14 protein-coding genes are annotated in these 16,537 nt (G+C 66.1%); 7 read left to right on the top strand and 7 right to left on the bottom strand.

Annotated features, from left to right (window positions below):
- Nucleotides 1-331: 331 nt before the first annotated feature.
- From FSZ31_RS02830 to FSZ31_RS02820, 3 genes are all read left to right on the top strand, one after another.
- Nucleotides 332-3,187 (top strand): Rne/Rng family ribonuclease, encoded by a 2,856-nt coding sequence (locus FSZ31_RS02830; protein ID WP_201739107.1) that lies wholly within the window; start codon nucleotides 332-334, stop codon nucleotides 3,185-3,187.
- A gap of 165 nt (nucleotides 3,188-3,352) precedes the next feature.
- Nucleotides 3,353-4,753 carry a M48 family metalloprotease gene (locus tag FSZ31_RS02825; RefSeq protein ID WP_408021637.1) on the top strand — a complete coding sequence of 467 codons (1,401 nt, stop codon included), beginning with the start codon at nucleotides 3,353-3,355 and terminating at the stop codon, nucleotides 4,751-4,753.
- A gap of 33 nt (nucleotides 4,754-4,786) precedes the next feature.
- Entirely contained in the window at nucleotides 4,787-6,514 is a 1,728-nt protein-coding gene (locus FSZ31_RS02820; RefSeq protein ID WP_147121523.1) for a DsbA family protein, read from the top strand.
- Nucleotides 6,515-6,517: 3 nt separating this feature from the next.
- Here the strand turns inward: FSZ31_RS02820 and FSZ31_RS02815 are convergent, their stop codons facing one another.
- The 3 genes from FSZ31_RS02815 to FSZ31_RS02805 are packed head-to-tail and all read right to left on the bottom strand — an operon-like array spanning nucleotide 6,518 to nucleotide 8,906.
- On the bottom strand, nucleotides 6,518-7,168 hold the full coding sequence (locus tag FSZ31_RS02815; RefSeq protein WP_236643632.1) for a histidine phosphatase family protein: 651 nt from the start codon (nucleotides 7,166-7,168) through the stop codon (nucleotides 6,518-6,520).
- Complete coding sequence (locus tag FSZ31_RS02810) at nucleotides 7,165-7,824, bottom strand: RlmE family RNA methyltransferase (RefSeq protein ID WP_147121521.1); 660 nt, start codon at nucleotides 7,822-7,824, stop codon at nucleotides 7,165-7,167. The genes FSZ31_RS02815 and FSZ31_RS02810 overlap by 4 nt, the downstream gene beginning before the upstream one ends.
- A complete protein-coding gene (locus FSZ31_RS02805) occupies nucleotides 7,821-8,906 on the bottom strand; it encodes a Ppx/GppA phosphatase family protein (RefSeq protein ID WP_147121520.1) in 1,086 nt (361 codons plus the stop codon). The genes FSZ31_RS02810 and FSZ31_RS02805 overlap by 4 nt, the downstream gene beginning before the upstream one ends.
- Before the next feature lie 421 nt (nucleotides 8,907-9,327).
- On the opposite strand from FSZ31_RS02805, the gene FSZ31_RS02800 reads away from it, so the two are divergent.
- Nucleotides 9,328-10,335 (top strand): esterase-like activity of phytase family protein, encoded by a 1,008-nt coding sequence (locus FSZ31_RS02800; protein WP_161595927.1) that lies wholly within the window; start codon nucleotides 9,328-9,330, stop codon nucleotides 10,333-10,335.
- 33 nt (nucleotides 10,336-10,368) lie between these two features.
- Here the strand turns inward: FSZ31_RS02800 and rpmB are convergent, their stop codons facing one another.
- Nucleotides 10,369-10,662, bottom strand: a complete 294-nt coding sequence (rpmB, locus tag FSZ31_RS02795; RefSeq protein ID WP_147121518.1) for a 50S ribosomal protein L28 — start codon at nucleotides 10,660-10,662, stop codon at nucleotides 10,369-10,371.
- 146 nt (nucleotides 10,663-10,808) lie between these two features.
- Between rpmB and tadA the strand changes: the two genes are divergently transcribed.
- The 3 genes from tadA (at nucleotide 10,809) to FSZ31_RS02780 (ending at nucleotide 12,665) form a co-directional block, all read left to right on the top strand.
- Complete coding sequence (gene tadA, locus FSZ31_RS02790) at nucleotides 10,809-11,294, top strand: tRNA adenosine(34) deaminase TadA (RefSeq protein WP_408021636.1); 486 nt, start codon at nucleotides 10,809-10,811, stop codon at nucleotides 11,292-11,294.
- A gap of 63 nt (nucleotides 11,295-11,357) precedes the next feature.
- The gene (locus FSZ31_RS02785) at nucleotides 11,358-12,095 is read left to right on the top strand and encodes a TonB family protein (protein ID WP_147121517.1); all 738 of its coding nucleotides are present in this window, start codon (nucleotides 11,358-11,360) and stop codon (nucleotides 12,093-12,095) included.
- Nucleotides 12,096-12,158: 63 nt separating this feature from the next.
- On the top strand, nucleotides 12,159-12,665 hold the full coding sequence (locus tag FSZ31_RS02780) for an energy transducer TonB (RefSeq protein WP_147121516.1): 507 nt from the start codon (nucleotides 12,159-12,161) through the stop codon (nucleotides 12,663-12,665).
- 280 nt (nucleotides 12,666-12,945) lie between these two features.
- Here FSZ31_RS02780 and FSZ31_RS02775 read toward each other — a convergent pair whose 3' ends face one another.
- From FSZ31_RS02775 to FSZ31_RS02765, 3 genes are all read right to left on the bottom strand, one after another.
- Nucleotides 12,946-14,250, bottom strand: a complete 1,305-nt coding sequence (locus FSZ31_RS02775) for an acetyl-CoA hydrolase/transferase family protein (protein WP_147121515.1) — start codon at nucleotides 14,248-14,250, stop codon at nucleotides 12,946-12,948.
- 324 nt (nucleotides 14,251-14,574) lie between these two features.
- Nucleotides 14,575-15,375: a LytR/AlgR family response regulator transcription factor gene (locus FSZ31_RS02770; RefSeq protein WP_147121514.1), complete on the bottom strand. Its 801-nt coding sequence runs from the start codon at nucleotides 15,373-15,375 to the stop codon at nucleotides 14,575-14,577.
- On the bottom strand, nucleotides 15,372-16,502 hold the full coding sequence (locus FSZ31_RS02765; RefSeq protein WP_147122514.1) for a sensor histidine kinase: 1,131 nt from the start codon (nucleotides 16,500-16,502) through the stop codon (nucleotides 15,372-15,374). Before FSZ31_RS02765 ends, FSZ31_RS02770 begins: the two co-directional genes overlap by 4 nt.
- Nucleotides 16,503-16,537 lie beyond the last annotated feature (35 nt).

The following is a 16,537-nucleotide window of genomic DNA, read 5'->3' as shown; positions in this document are numbered from 1 at the left end:
GATCGAACGGCGAATGTGACCGGCCTCCCCTTATCGAACCCAGGTTGACGCTGCATGAGGCAAGACTTCCCCCTCCGTAATCGTACCGCAGAGGCCCTCGCGGCCCCGCGCGCTGCGCATCGGAGCCGGACGTCGCTGAAGCCCCAGGCTACCGCGAGCGCGATTTGCGCCCGGCCTCGTGCCAGCAGACACAATATTTTTTCGTTTCACCGGATCACACCCGCCGCCGCGACATCGCGCCGAGGGCCTTCCACAATATACGGCGTCCCTTTGTTCATCCTGCCGGGGCTTGCCCCGCCCGGACCGCCGAGCGACGCCCGGAGTATAACACATGACCACGCGTATGCTGATCGACGCGCGGCACCGGGAAGAAACCCGGGTCGCCGTCCTCAATGGAAACCGCATCGAGGAATTTGACTTCGAGTCCGCCGAGCACAAGCAGCTTAAGGGCAATATCTATCTCGCCAAGGTTACCCGCGTTGAACCGTCGCTGCAGGCGGCGTTCATCGAATATGGCGGCAATCGCCACGGTTTCCTCGCGTTCAGCGAAATCCACCCCGATTACTACCAGATCCCGCAGGAAGACCGCGAGCAGCTGCTCCGCGAAGAAGCCGAGCACGCCGCCGAAGAAGCCGCGATGCGCGCCGAGGAAGACATCGACGAGCTCGAGGGCGAAGTCGAGGATGTCGTACCCCCTGCGCCGCTCGACGAAGACGGCAATGGCGATCACGACGACGACGACGATGCGCAGGACGACGACGCGCGCGACGAAGACGACGAGGACGACCAGCAGCGCGGCGGACGCCGTGCGCGCAACCGCGGTCGCGGCGGCAAGGGCAGCAAGCGCCGCCCGAGCGACGAGCTCAAGGACAAGCGGATGGCGTTGCGCCGCCGCTACAAGATCCAGGACGTCATCAAGCGTCGGCAGGTGATGCTGGTCCAGGTCGTCAAGGAAGAACGCGGCAACAAGGGCGCGGCGCTGACGACGTACCTGTCGCTCGCCGGGCGCTATTGCGTCCTGATGCCGAACACGTCGCATGGCGGCGGGATCAGCCGCAAGATTTCGAACAGCGGCGACCGCAAGCGGCTGAAGTCGATCATCGACGAGCTCAACCTGCCGCCGAGCGTCGGCTGCATCATCCGCACCGCCGGGCTGCAGCGGACCAAGCCCGAGATCAAGCGCGATTTCGACTATCTCGCCCGGCTGTGGGACGGGATTCGCGAGAACACGCTGGGGACCAGCGCGCCCGCGCTGATCCATTCGGACAGCGACCTGATCAAGCGTGCGATCCGCGACATCTATAACCGCGACATTTCCGAAGTGCTGGTCGAAGGCGAGGACGGCTATCGCGCCGCCAAGGACTTCATGAAGCTGCTGATGCCGAGCCACGCCAAGCGCGTGCAGCATTATGCCGACCCCGTGCCGTTGTTCCAGCGCTACGGCGCCGAGGACCAGCTGTCGGCGATGTACCAGCCCGTCGTGCAATTGAAATCGGGCGGTTACCTGGTGATCAACCCGACCGAGGCGCTCGTTTCGATCGACATCAACTCGGGCCGATCGACCAAGGAGCACGGCATCGAGGCGACCGCGGTCGGCACCAACATGGAAGCCGCGCGCGAGATCGCCCGCCAGCTGCGCCTGCGCGACATGGCCGGGCTCGTCGTGATCGATTTCATCGACATGGAATCGAACGGCAACGTCCGCAAGGTCGAGCGCGCAATGAAGGACGCGCTCAAGAACGACCGCGCACGCATCCAGGTCGGCCGCATTTCGGGCTTTGGCCTGATGGAAATGAGCCGCCAGCGCCTGCGCACCGGCGTGCTCGAAGCATCGACGCGCGAATGCCCGCATTGCGAAGGCACCGGCCTCGTCCGCACCGCCTCTTCGGCGGCATTGAGCGTGCTGCGCCTGCTCGAAGAGGAAGCCGCCAAGGGCAAGGGCACGCGCCTGTCGCTGCGCACCAGCCAGGAAGCGAGCTACTACGTCCTCAACACCAAGCGCGACGAGATCGCCGAGCTTGAGCATCGTTATGGCGTCAAGGTCGAGATCCTGCCCGACGGCGAAACCGAAGGCGCGCGGATGACGATCGACGTGTCGGGGCCGCGCCCCGAGCACATGCCGAGCTTTGAATCGCTGGTCGACGACGATGACGATGTGATCGAGGATGAGCCCGATTACGGCGACGACGAGGACGAGGACGGCGAGAGCGGTCGCAACGACTCCGATCGCGACTCGGGTGGACGCGATCGCGACCGTGACGAAGGTGGCCGCAACCGCAAGAGCCGCTCGCGGCGCGGTGGACGCAACCGCTCGCGCGGCGATCGCCCCGATGGCGACCGCGCCGAACGGCCCGAACGCATCGCCGAACCCTCGCCAGGCGAAGACGGCGAAGCGTCGGGTGACGACAATCGCGGTGAGCGCGCACCGCGCGCCGATCACGACGTCGACGGCGATGGCAACGCGCCCAAGAGGCGTCGTGGACGCCGCGGCGGACGTCGCCGGCGTGGCGGCGCACGTGACGAAGCGCGTGACGGTGGCAGCGAAAATGCGGGCGAAAATCGCGCTCCGCGCAGCGACGAAGCCGACGGCCATGCCTTCGGCAGCGACGCCAAGCCCGAGCGCAGCGATGCCAAGCCCGAGCGCAGCGAAGATAACCGCGCAGCCCCGGCCGCCAGCAATGACGACGCGGCAAGCAACGACGACGACAAGCCCAAGACGCGTCGTCGGCCCCGCGCCCGCAAGGCCGAGACGGCGGCGCCGGCAAAGGCCGCTGCCGCCACGGCTGATGCGCCCGCTGACGCCTCCGCCGAGGCACCCGCCGAGAAGCCGAAACGCGCACCGCGGACCCGCAAGCCCAAGGTCGCGGCCGAGACGGCGGGCGAAGGCGCAAGCGTCGCTGCCCAGCCGGTAGCCCCGGCCAAGGCGGAAACGCCTGCCAAGGCGACCAGGGCCAAGGCGCCCGCTGCCAAGGCCGCGGCCAAGTCAGCCGAACCGGCCAAGGCAGAGGCGACGACCGACGCCAAGGCAGACGCTCCGGCCAAGCCCGCGCGCAAGCCCGCGGCCAAGAGCAAGGCCAAGGCGCAGCCCGCAGCCAGCGCGAAGCCCGAGACCAAGACCGGTGACAGCGACGGCGGCGACGAGGACGGCAGCCGCCGCGGTTGGTGGCAGCGGACCTTCGGCACCTGATATGGCGTTCGCGTCGGACCTGTCGGTACTGCAGGCGTGTCGGACGCAGCCCTGGTTCAACGATCATGCGGGACGCTGCTTCGGCGGCGTCCCGTTTGCTTATGTGCGATCGGGCAATCGCGCCATTTCATCGCGGGTTCATGCACCGCGCGGCACATTCCCACGATGAGTTTTGCATCATCGATGAAGGTTCGCCGCGGCGGACCGTCGCTCGCCCGTCACCTCGCGCAATTGCTCGCGTTGCTCGCCTGCCTGTCGTTGATGGCGACTCCCGTCAGCGCCCAGTCGATCCTGCGCGACGCCGAGACCGAGGCGCTGCTCGCCGATATTTCCAAACCGCTGATCACCGCGGCGGGCCTCAGCCCGGCGAACGTCCAGATCATCCTGATCGACGATCCGTCGATCAACGCCTTCGTCGTGGCGGGGCAGAACGTCTATATCCATAGCGGACTGATCACCGCCGCCGACGACGTCAACGAGGTCCAGGGCGTCATCGCGCACGAGCTCGGCCATATCGCCGGCGGCCACGCGATCCGCTTCAACGAAGGCTATTCGCAGGCGACCAAGATCAGCCTGTTGTCGCTGCTCGCAGGAGTGGCACTTGCCGCCGCGGGCGCGGGCGAGGCCGCAGCGGGCGTCATGGCGATGGGCCAGCAGGCGGCGCTGGGTAATTTGCTCGCCTATTCGCGTGTCCAGGAATCATCCGCCGACCAGGCCGGGTCGAGCTATCTGCGCAATGCGGGAATCAGCGGCAAGGGGATGATCGATTTCTTCAAGACGCTGCAGAGCCAGGAGTTCCGCACCGGCGTCGACCGGACGATCGATTATGCCTACACCCACCCGCTGTCGGGCGACCGCATCTCGCGGTTGGAGACCGCGATCAAGGCCGACCCCGCCTATGACACGCCGATCGATTCCGCGCTCGAACAGCGTTTCGAACGGGTCAAGGCGAAGCTCGCGGGCTATGTCGAAGATCCGACGCGCACGCTCAAGAAATATCCCGAAAGCGATACCAGCGTTCCCGCGCGCTATGCCCGCGCGTTCGCCTGGCACAAGTCGAGCTATCCTGAAAAGGCGCTCGCCGAGACCAAGGCGCTGATCGCAGCGCAGCCCGACAATCCCTATTTCCTCGAGCTCGAGGGCCAGGTGCTGCTCGAATCGGGTCGCCCGGTCGAGGCGATCGCGCCGCTGCGCAAGGCGACCGCGCTGAGCGGATCGCAGCCGCTGATCGCATCGATGTTCGGCCATGCGCTGATCGAGACCGAAGATCCGCAATATTATGACGAGGCCGAACACGTCCTGCGCGCGGCGGTTTCGCGCGATCGCGAAAACCCGTTCGCCTGGTACCAGTTGGGCACGGTCTATGCGCGCGAAGGCGACGATTCGCGCGCCGCGCTCGCCAGCGCCGAACGCTTCGACCTGACGCAGCAGTGGCCGCTTGCGCTGCGCTATGCCGAAGTGGCAATGGCTGGTATCGATCCGAATGCGCCCGACTGGCTGCGCGCACAGGACATCGCCTATGTCGCGCGCGCCGCGATCGAGAAAACGGGCAAGAAACGCAGATAGGGCGGCAGCGTTGCCGCCGAGACGGGGGACCCGATGGCGGGCGGCAAAGACGATTATTACCGACCCTGGCTCGACGGGATCGACGACGAGCAGGGCGCAGGCCCCGCTCCCGGCAAGCCCGATGCGAGTCCCGCTGACGACAGCCCCGCGTCCGCGCGCGACGCAGACCGCAAAGCGTCTCCTTCATCGCGTTCGCACGGCGCAGCCGCGTCCGCCGCGCCACGCGCGCCCGTGGTCGCCCCGCTGGTTGCCAACGTCCTCGCCGGGCTGAAGCGCGGCTGGGCGGGCTTTGCCGCAACGACGATTCGCCTGGGCGAGCGCGCCGACATTCCCGCGCGCGTCGCGGCACTCGAGATCGGCGACAAGACGCGGACGCTGGCGGGCACGGTCTCGCGCGGAACACGCAAGGCCGGACAAAAGATCGCGCGGGCGAGCATCGCCACGGGCAAGGCGAGCGGCGCGGCGATCGGCAAGGCGGGATCGCAGGCTGGCGATGCCATCGGCAGCGCTGCGGCGCGAACGCGCGCGGCAACGCGCAAGGGCTTCGACAGCTCGGTCGCAGCGACGCGGACGCAGGGCGGCAAGATCGCCAGCGGGGCCAAGGACGCCGCGCGACCGATGATCGCGCGCGTCGCACCGCCCAAGCCCGCGGCGCCGGTCGTCGGCAGTGCGCTCGACCGGCTCGTCGCCGACGAAAATGCCAATAGCCCTGCCGGCGCGCCGAACCGCGCGGGCGACCTGCCGCTGTTCGGCGATTTCAGCGAGGCCGGCGCAGACGCGCCTGACGCACCGCGCGACGCCGAGCCCGCTGCGCCCTCACCCGTCGCAATGCCCGAGGCGAAGCCGCGCGGACGCAAACCGAAGAGCGCGGCAAGCGCAGCGGTGCCGCCGCCGAGCATCGACGAATCACCCGAGACGACGACAGCGGACGCGTCCGAGCTCGCCAGCGACGGCGCCGAACCGCCGACGCGGCGGATTGTGATCGGCCTGGCGATCATCGCGGTGCTGGTCGTCGCGATCCTCGCCGGTAGCGCTTTCTGGGGTCGCGACGGATCGAGCGGCAGCATCCTTGCGGGCACGCCCGGCGCCACGACCGCGCCCGACAGCGGCAGCCCGCTGGCGGCGATCGACGCGGGCCGCCGCGCCGAAATCGAGACCGTCGTCGAAGCGTATATCCTCGACCATCCAGAGATCATCCCGCAGGCGCTCGAACGCCTGCAGCAGCGCGAATCGGCGGCCGCGATCAGCAAGCTGCGCCCGGCGATCGAACAGCCGTTCGCCGGCGCCTGGGGCGGCAATCCCAAGGGCGACGTCGTCATCACCGAGTATAGCGATTTTGCCTGCACCTTCTGCCGCCGCAGCCTGCCCGATGTCGAACGGCTGCTCAAAGCCGATCCGGGGGTCAAGATCGTCTATCGCGAGCTGCCGATCCTGACCGCGCAGAGCGGGCCGGCGGCCAAGGTCGGCCTCGCCGCCGCGCGCAAGGGCCGCTATCGCGACTATCACCTCGCGCTGTTCGCGCTTGGCCAGCCGAGCGACGCCAATATCCTGACCGCCGCCGCCAAGGCGGGGATGACCCCCGAAGACGTAGCTGCGGCACGGTCCGATCCCGCGCTCGACCGCGAAATCGCATCGAACGTGTCGGTCGCGCAGCAATTGCGGTTCGAAGGCACGCCGAGCTTCGTCGTCGGCGACCAGATCCTGCACGGTGCGGTCGGTTACGATGCGCTCAAGGCCGCGGTCGCGACAGCGCGCAAATAGCCCCTAATGGGCGCGCGTCCCGCTGCCCGTATGGAGCACGGTCTCGCGGCCCTGCTCGACCAGCGACAGCGTCCCCTGCGGCAGCGATGGCGCGATCGGCACGCCATAGCCGTCAAGCGGGCCGAGACCCGTCAGCAGGCCCCTCAGCACCCGGCTCGACATGCCGTGCATGACGATCAGCCGGTCGCCGTCCTGCATCGCGGTATCGGCGAGCCAGTTCGCCAGCCGCGCCGCGACATCGGCATAATCCTCACCGCCGGGCGCGCCGCGCGCGAACAGGCCGGTGGCGGGATCGACGATCGCCCCGCCCTCGCGCGTGACATCGGCATAGGTGCGCCCGCCCCATTCACCGACATCGATCTCGTTGAGCCGCGCATCGACCTGCGCCTCATGCCAGTCGAGGCCGCACTGTTCGGCGATCACCGCGAGTGTCTGCAGCGCGCGGCTGGTATCCGACGACCATAAGGTGAGCGCAGGTGCCGCGCCGAGCCGGGCGGCGAGCGCGCTACCCATCGCGTCGGCCTGGGCAAAGCCAGTGCGCGTCAGCGGGGTGTGCGCCGCGTCGCCCTGCAGGCGCCGCGCGGCGTTGAACACGGTCTCGCCATGGCGACAGATATACCAGCGGCCACTGTGTCCCGCGTCGGCCAGGCTCAATCGCCGCGTCCCTTGAAGCCTTGTGCGACGACATACCATTCGGGCGAACCCTTGCGGCTGGCGGGGGGCTTGGCGTGTTTGACGGTGCGGAAGTTCGACTTGAGCAAAGCGAGCAGTTCGCGGTCGGTGCCGCCGGCGAACACCTTCGAGACAAAGGCGCCGCCCTCGACCAGCGTTTCGATCGCGAAATAGGCGCCCGCCTCGGCGAGGCCCATCGTGCGCAGATGGTCGGTCTGCTGGTGACCGACGGTGTTCGCCGCCATGTCCGATATGACGAGATCGGGTTCGCGGCCAAGCTCGGCGATCAGGCGTTCGGGCGCGTCATCGGCCATGAAGTCCATTTCGAGCAGCACCGCGCCCTCGATCGGGTCGGTCGGGAGGAGATCGATGCCGACGATGCTTGCGCGCGGCGCGAGCAAGCGTGCGACCTGCGTCCAGCCGCCCGGCGCAACGCCGAGATCGACGATTCCGCGCGCGCCCTTGAGCAGACCGAATTTCTCGTCGAGCTCGATCAGCTTGTACGCCGCACGGCTGCGATAGCCCTCGGCGCGGGCGCGCTTGACGTACGGGTCGTTGAGCTGGCGCTGGAGCCAGCGCGTCGAACTGGCGCGGCGGCCCTTGGCGGTCCGCAGGCGGGTTGAATCGGCTTTTTTCATGACGGGCGATGCCTTGAGTCGTTGGCCATCAGCGCGCGCAAGATGCCTTCACGGATGCCGCGATCGGCGACGCCGAGCCGTTCGGTCGGCCAGATGTCGAGGATCGATTCGAGGATCGCGCAGCCCGCAACGACAAGCTGGCCGCGCTCGCGCCCGATCGTCGGCAGTTCGGCGCGCTCGTCGGGCGACATATTGGCGAGCCGCGTGCTGATCGCCCGCATCGACGCCGACGGGACGATCAGCCCGTCGACCGCGCTGCGATCATAAGCGGGCAGTTCGAGGTGGAGGCTGGCGAGCGTGGTGACGGTGCCGCTGGTGCCGAGCAGGCGTGTTGTCGCCGGATCGACGCGCGGCAGGCGCTTGGCGAACGGCGCGAACGCCTCGCTGACGCGCGCGCGCATCTCGGCATAGCCTGCGGTCCGCGAGGCGGCATCGTCGGCGTCGATCGCGACCGTCTCGGTCAGCGAGACGACGCCCCAGGGGACGCTCATCCAGTCGAGGATCTCTGGCACCGGGCCGGTCGAATCGACGAGGACAAGCTCGGTCGAGCCGCCGCCGATATCGAACACCATCGCCGGGCCGTCGCCGGGTTCGAGCAGGATGTGACAGCCGAGCACGGCGAGCCGCGCCTCTTCCTCGGACGAGATGATCTCGAGCGCGATGCCGGTCTCGTTGTAGACGCGGTCGATGAACGCCTCGCCATTCTCGGCGCGGCGACAGGCCTCGGTCGCAACCGAGCGGGCGAGGGTGACGTGACGGCGGCGCAATTTGTCCGAACAGACCGACAGCGCGGCGATTGCGCGATCGATCGCGGCATCGGAAATGCGCCCGGTTGCGGCGAGGCCTTCGCCGAGCCGAACGATGCGCGAAAAGGCATCGATGACGATGAAGCCGTCGGCCGAGGGTCGCGCGATAAGGAGGCGGCAATTGTTGGTGCCGAGATCGATCGCGGCATAGCTCGACCGGCCGGGATAGCGTCCGCGCGCATGGGGAAGCGCACCACCGCGGGGGGGTCGCTTATCCGCCAACTTACCCGGACCCTGGCCCGGATGCCGCGGCGATGGTGCGGGATGATCCGCCATGCCAGCAACGCCTAACTTTTATATTCTCACCTCCGGGATGACCCCGGCGGCACTTGAGTGAGAACTTAGGGTTAGTGCGGCCTTATGGCAAGTTAAGGCGGCCAGAGCGCGCAAACGCAGACGGGCCGACGCGCCCGGGAAGCATTGGACGCGCCGACCCTATCAGCCCCCGACAGGGACCGAATCGGTGAGGTGTTTGCCATCGCGCGAACATTCGCAAAGGCGCGGCGCAGTCGTTGGCGTAAGACAGGGATTAGGCGGTGCGGGGTGATCCAATACTGAATGCGATTGTCGGCATTCGTTCAGTTATCCCCCGTTCATCAAGGCATTGCGATGCGCTGCACAGTCCCCGTCGTGGGAGCCGCGATGGCGCGCACGGTTGTCGCAGCGTGCGGCAATGCTATGCGCATACGACCAGCCCATGCGCATCCGATCGCTCCTTGCCGCCGCCGCGATCCTGATCGTCCTCGGCCCCCTGCCGCCGCGCGCGCTGCGCTTTCCCGTTGCCGATCACACGCTCGTGGCGACCGCGACGGCGATCCCGAACCATGCGGCGCAGCGGCGAATCGGTCGGCTCGAGGTGCTCGAGGCGTGGCGACTCACCAGCCCGCACAGCGGCTTCGGCGGCTGGTCGGCGCTCGCGCTGACCGCACCGCGCCGCTTCCTGCTGGTCAGCGACAGCGGCTGGACCGCGCGCTTCGCACTCGGCGCTACGGGGACGGTCGAGGCGCTGAGAATCGAACCGTTGCCGAGGACGCGCGGCATCACCAAGTCGCGGCGCGACGTCGAATCGGTCGCGATCGCACCCAATGGCGATGTCGTTGCGGGGTTCGAGAACACCAACAAGCTGCGCCGCTACGATGCCGCGCTGACCCGCGTCCTGGGCGCGGCCAAGCCAACCGCGATGGCGGACTGGCCGGGCAATGCCGGTCCCGAGGCGATGACGCGGCTGGCCGACGGGCGCTGGCTGGTAATCGCCGAGGGTCCGCGCTCGGGGAAAGGGCGCAGCCATGCGGTTGTGTTCGACCGCGTGCCGAGCGATCCCGCCGCGCACGAGACGCGCTTTGATTACGACAGCGAGGGCAAGGGCGCGGTGACCGACGTCGCGACGCTGCGCGACGGGCGCGTCGTCATCGTCCATCGCCGCTTTCGCCTGCCGTTCGGTTTTACCAGCACGATCGCGATCGCCGACCCGCGGCGCATTTCAACCCAACATGACTGGAGCTCGGAGACGATCGGGGTGATCGACCGGGCGCCGCTGTCGGACAATTTCGAAGGGATCGCGATCGACCCCGACCCGGCGTGCGGCTGCGTCTGGGTGATTTCGGACGATAACCAGTCGAGCTGGCAGAGCACGATCCTGCTCAAGCTGCGGCTGCCGCCGCTGAAGCCTGCCGGCGAATCGCAGGCACAAAAAAGGCGGCGCTGAACGCCGCCTCTTTTTTATCGCTGCGAAATCGAATCAGGCGGCTGCGGCGCCGTCCTTCTTCATGATTTCGCGCTTGAGCTTGCGGGCGCGATCGCTGAGCTTCGCGTCGCTGGTCTTGACGAGCCAGTTGTCGAGACCGCCATTATGTTCGACCGAGCGCAGGCCCGAGGTCGAAACGCGCAGTTTCACGCCGCGCTCGAGCTTGTCGCTGAGCAGCGTGACGTTCTGCAGATTGGGCAGGAACGTGCGCTTGGTCTTGTTGTTCGCGTGGCTGACATTGTTGCCGACCATGCGGCCCTTGCCGGTGAGTTCGCAGATGCGCGCCATCGTCTTGATAACCTTCTTGGGTGAATCGGGATTCCGGCACGCTGGACTCGCATGAGACCATGCCGGAAAGTCGGCGCACCTAACCAGCTCACACAGATTCGTCAAGCCAAGCTTGGCGCATAGGCCGCTGAGCGTTAGCAGGGGGGATGAACGACGATCGCTCCTCGCCCCTGCCATCAGCGCCCTTCCCCGCATCGCGCTTCATGGCGCGCGCGCTCGACCTGGCGCGGGCGGCGGGGCGTGCGGGCGAAGTGCCCGTCGGCGCGGTGGTCGTCAAGGAGGGCGCGATTATCGGCGAGGGCGCCAATGCACCGCGCGCGACGAACGATCCGACCGCGCACGCCGAGATCGTCGCACTACGCGCGGCGGCGCGGACGCTGGGCAATGACCGGCTCGAGGGCTGCGACCTGTGGGTCACGCTCGAACCGTGCGCGATGTGTGCCGGCGCCATTGCCCACGCGCGAATCGCACGCCTCTATTACGGGGCGAGCGATACCAAGGGCGGCGGCGTCGAGCATGGCGCCCGCGTCTTCGCCCACCCCACCTGCCACCACCGGCCCGAGGTTGCCGGCGGGATCGGCGCAGGCGAAGCGGGCGAGCTGTTGCGCGATTTCTTTGCCGCGCGGCGATAAACGCAGCGGGCTGGCGCAATCCCGTTCAGCAACCTTTAGCCGCGCGGTGAGTAATAGCGGGGTATGAGCTATCTCGACGCCAATCGTACGCCCGAGCGGATCAAGTCCGCGATCGGGGTCGCGCTGATCCTAGCAGTGGGCGGCTATGCCGCGCTGACGGTGCGCGGTTCGGAGGTGCTGTCGGCGGCTCAACAGACGCTCTCGACCTTCGACGTGCGGACCCCGCCGCCCCCGCCGCCGGCCCCCGAACCCAATCCGAGCAAGGCCAAGGAAGGCAAGGCAGCGCCCGAAAACGTCCGCGCCAAGCCGACGCAGGTCGTCGCGCGCAAACCGTTCACGCCGCCGATTCCCTTGCCGGTCAAGGCCGCCCCTGTCGCGGGCGAAGGCAATGCGTCGGCCGCGGGTGCGGGCGATCGGCCGGGACCCGGGACCGGCGCAGGCGGTGTCGGCGATGGCCTGGGCAGCGGGGGATCGGGCAACGGGACCGGTAGCGGCGGCATCGCGACCAACGCGCGCCGGATTCGCGGCGATATTTCGGATCGCGATTTTCGCAAGCTGCCCGCAAGCATCAAGATCGACGGGACGGTGACCGCGCTCGTCACCGTCGGGACCGACGGCAGGGCGAAGGCGTGCACGATCCAGCGATCATCGGGCAGCCCCGAGCTCGACGCGCGGACATGCGAGCTCATCAAGCAGCGCTTCGTCTACGAACCCGCGCGCGATGCCGCCGGCCGGGCGGTCGAATCGAAGATCTACCGGACGCAGCGTTACTGCCTCGTCGCCAGGGTGTGCACGATCTAGCGAACCGAATGCGGGTTCGTGCGTTGATGGGCGGGAAGCCGCGACCGAAAAGAGGATAGAGCAATGACAGGCACGACAGCTACGACACCGCGTGGATGGGCGCTGACAATCGCCGGCGCCGGGCTCGCGCTCGCCACCGCCGGGTGCATGACGACCGATCCCTATGGCAATGATCCGTACAATAACGACCCGTATAGCCAGGGGCCCTATGACCAGGGCGGCTACGACGCCAACCAGTATCCCGGTGCCGACGATTATTCGGGCGCCTACCAGGGCACCGCGTCGGTGGCCCCACGGCGGATCAGCGGGACGATCGAAACGCGCGATTTTCCCCGTAACGGCGCGCAGCAGCGCGACGGTCGCAGCGCGGTCTACCGGATCGATGTCGGTGCCAATGGCCGCGTCACCGGTTGCCGCGCGAGCGAGCCGAGCGGCATAGCCGAGCTCGACGCCTTCATGTGCCGGCTGATCAGCGACCGGTTCACCTACGAACCCGCGCGCGATGCCAGCGGACGGCCCGTCGCGAGCGTTGCCGGATGGCGCCAGAGCTGGAACCTGCCGGGTCGGTAAGGGACTAAGGCTGGATGATCACGTGGCCCCCGCCGCGAATGATCATCCAGCACATCGTCATTGTCCGGAATTGGGTGGGAAGCTGCCTGCCTGCTTTTGGAATGCCGATTGCCGGAATCACACCGTTTTAGACTTGGTCGATTACGGGAGGGACTCCGACGGATATCGGTGGATCGATGACTTCGACAGTTCACGCATTAAACGATAATTGCCTCACCGCGTAACTGCCCACTTGCGCGAGGCTGTGCTCCAGGCGTGGCACAGCGTGGATCGAATATATCTAGCGAAGGCCGTTGGCCAATTCGTCGCGGAACTTGGGGTGGGCCAAAGCTATCAGCGCATCGGCCCGCTCGTTCATCGACTTACCCCTCAGATCTGACCATCCAAATTCAGTGACCACGATTTGGGTGTCGTTGCGCGGGGTTGTGACGGGGCCGTCTAGGGTAGTAACAATTCGCGACACAGCGCCATCCCGCGCAGTGGACGGGCAGGCGATGATCGATTTACCGCCCTTCGATGCGGTCGCGCCCCTCACGAAGTCAAGCTGCCCTCCTGACCCGCTATATTGCCGGCCCATCAGGCTTTCGGAATTGCAGGCACCGCCGAGGTCGATCTGCAGAGTTCCGTTTACCGAAACGACATTGTCATTCTTGGAAATGTGCTGCGGATTGTTGACGATATGGACTGGCAGCGAATGAAATCCCGGATTGTCGTCAAGAAAATCGTAAAATGCCGCATCGCCCATCGCAAAGGTGAATACACTTCGCCACGGATAGGTCTCCTTCTCCTTGTTGGTGACCGCGCCGCACTGAATAAGCCGGACCAGAGCCGGCGTCAGTAACTCGGTATGTATGCCAAGATTCTTCCGATCCTCCAGAAGGGCACATACAGCGGCGGGAAGTGTGCCAATACCCATTTGCAGGCAGCTGCCATCATCGATCATAGTGGCGATTATGCGGGCGATTGCTTGCTCTTCCGCGCTTGGTGTACCGGACAAAACCTCCGGCAACGGGGCGCTGTGTTCTACAATCGCGTCCACTTCCGACACGTGAAGGAGAGAATCTCCGAATACACGGGGCATGGCCGGGTTAACTTCCACGATCAGCCTGCGGGCGCTTCGTGCCGCCGTTGATGTATAATCATTGCTGGTGCCAAAAGTGAAATAACCGTGGCGGTCCATCGGTGAGACGGTCGTCACACAAACATCAAGATCCACGCGCTCTGACAAAAGCTGCGGCGATCCGCTGAACGCCACTGGCACGAATGCAATGGGCCAATATGGATCAAGCGATGGGTCGCCTTTGATCAGGGCTCTCTCGTTACTGCTGAGGAACATGCAGTGCGGCCGAATCCGATGAAGCAGCTCCCGCCGCAGGACGGTTTTTTCAGCTGCCCCCAGGGAATGAAAATACCATAGCCGGAGATTGTTGAGCCCGGAAGTTTCAACCTTATTGGCCAGGGCTTCCAGCAAGGCGGGAGGCTCAGCGATAGCCATGCCCATCGCCACGTTCATGCCTGAGCCAACGCAAGCGATCGCTTCGTCGGCAGTGGTCAATTTTGCAAGAAAGTCGGCTTGTGGGGTCATGGACGGTTTCCTGGCTTTCGGATGCCGGGCATTCTCTGACGCATCCGAATGGCCGCAGCGCATTGCGCGCGATTGTTCATCGCTATCATGTTAGCGCCCGGTCGAGCTAGGCATGTTCGTCGATGAGTCGCGTCTACCGACGCAAGAAAACAGGCCGCGACCACGATATCCAGAATACAAGAAGGCAAGTTTCCCGGTCCATCGATCGAGGAACGCGTGTCGTGCATGCTTATTCGGTGATTAGCAGGCGCCTAGGCAGAATTTTTTCGTCAGCAATTGGGTCGTTATCGGCCACTCGACGATTTGGCGCAGCGCCGTTCCCGATCAGTGCACGAACCGCGCGACAACGTCGCGATACGAACGGCTGACCTTCACCTCGGCACCCGATTCGAGGACGAGGAAGCATTCGCCGTTGGTGTGCGGGCGGACCTGGCGGACGAGGCCGAGGTTGACGATCGTCGAGCGGTGGACGCGCTGGAAATTGCGCGGATCGAGGCGCTTTTCGAGGTCCTTCATCGTCTCGCGCAGGATCAGCGAATTGTCGGCGGTTTCGATCACCATGTAATCGCCCGCGGCGTCGATGCGTTCGATCGTGTCGACATCGACGCGGAAGATCTGCCCGCGATCCTTGATGTTGATGAGCTTTTCGAAGCGGTTGGCGGCGGGGACCTCTTCCTCGCTCTCGTAGCGTTCGGCGCTGTCGGGGGCGACCTCGGCGAGGACCTCCTTCAGGCGTTCGACCTCGGCCGCGCCGCGCTTTTCGGACAGGCGCAGGCGCACCCGGTCGAGCGCGTCGGCGAGCCGTTGCGGATCGACCGGTTTCATCAGGTAATCGGCGGCCTGCGCCTCGAACGCGCGGATCGCGTGGTCGCTATAGGCGGTGACGAAGACGAACAGAGGCGGTTCGATGTCCATCATTCCCTGAACGACCGAAAAGCCGTCAAAGCCCGGCATCTGGATATCGAGAAAGACGAGGTCGGGCTTGTGCGTCTTGATCTTGCGGATCGCCTCGCGGCCGTTCTGGCAGGTATCGATGATCTCGACGTCGTCGAACGGTTCGAGCCGCAGGCGCAGCCCCTCGATCGCCAGTTTCTCGTCGTCGACTAATATGGTGCGGATGGTCATGCGAAGGGTCGTACCTCTTGGTTCGGCGAATCTTCGGCGGAATACGGCAATTCGAGCGTGACCGAAAAGCCGCCGCCGGGAATCGACTTGGTCGTAAATCGCTGCTTGTCGCCATAGGCTTGCGCCAGACGGTCGCGAATGTTCGCCAAACCGACTCCGGTCGAAAGATTGGGTGCAGCAAATGTGGGCCGCGTGTCGCCGCTATTCAACCCGGGGCCGCTATCGGTCACCTCGATCCGCAGGACGCCATCGCGGCGTTGCGCGGCGACGAGGATGTCGGCGCCGTCCTCCTTGGGCGTCACCGCATACTTGATCGCGTTCTCGACCAGCGGCTGGAGGATCAGCGAGGGAACGCGCGCATCGGCGACCGACGGGTCGATGTCGAAATGGGGCCGCAGCCGCTCCTCGAAGCGCATCTTTTCGATGTCGAGATAGAGCTTCAATGTCTCGATTTCCTGCGCCAGCGTGACCTGCGCGGTCGGTTCGTTGGCGAGCGTGTAGCGCAGGAATGCCGACAGGCGCGACAGCATCGCGTTGGCCGGTTCGGTCTGGCGCAGCAGGACGAGCGTCGAGATGCTGTTGAGCGTGTTGAACAGGAAATGCGGGTTGAGCTGGTAGCGCAGCATCGCGAGTTGCGCCGAGGTCGCCTGCGCCTCGAGCACGATCAGCTGGTCGGCCTGTTCCTCGATGCGGAGGAAGTAATTGATCGCGAAATAGAGCGCCGACCACGCGCCGAGCAACGTCGCGTCGAGGAAGAAGGCGCCGATCGACAGGATCGAGAAATCGGTGTTGGTCGCGCGCAGGCTCTGGAATACCCAGCCGTCGATGAAGCTGTAGAGCGCACTGGCGGTGACGAGGACGGTGAGCGATGCGGTCCAGGTGATGAGCGGGCGGCGGTCGATCACGCTGTGGTAGAGCACCGACATGATCAGCGTCAGCGAGAAGCCGGTGATCGTCGAGATGATCGCGGGGACGAGGTAGGAGGCAGGCTGTCCGTTGGCGAGCGCGGTCGGCACGCGCAGGCCGAGTGCACCGATCCAGCCGGCGATCTGAAGATACCAGAAGGCGCGCACCTTGTTGGCGAAGAAACCGTCGACGCGCTTGGTTCCGTCGGCGGCGCGACCCAGCGGATCGGAGAAAAACGCGTTGCCGGTCGGCGCGG

The sequence above is a fragment of the Flavisphingopyxis soli genome, assembly GCF_007995095.1.
GTDB classification, from domain to species: Bacteria; Pseudomonadota; Alphaproteobacteria; order Sphingomonadales; family Sphingomonadaceae; genus Flavisphingopyxis; species Flavisphingopyxis soli.
Note: the sequence above shows the minus strand (reverse complement) of the source record. Positions and strands in the feature narration are given on the sequence as shown.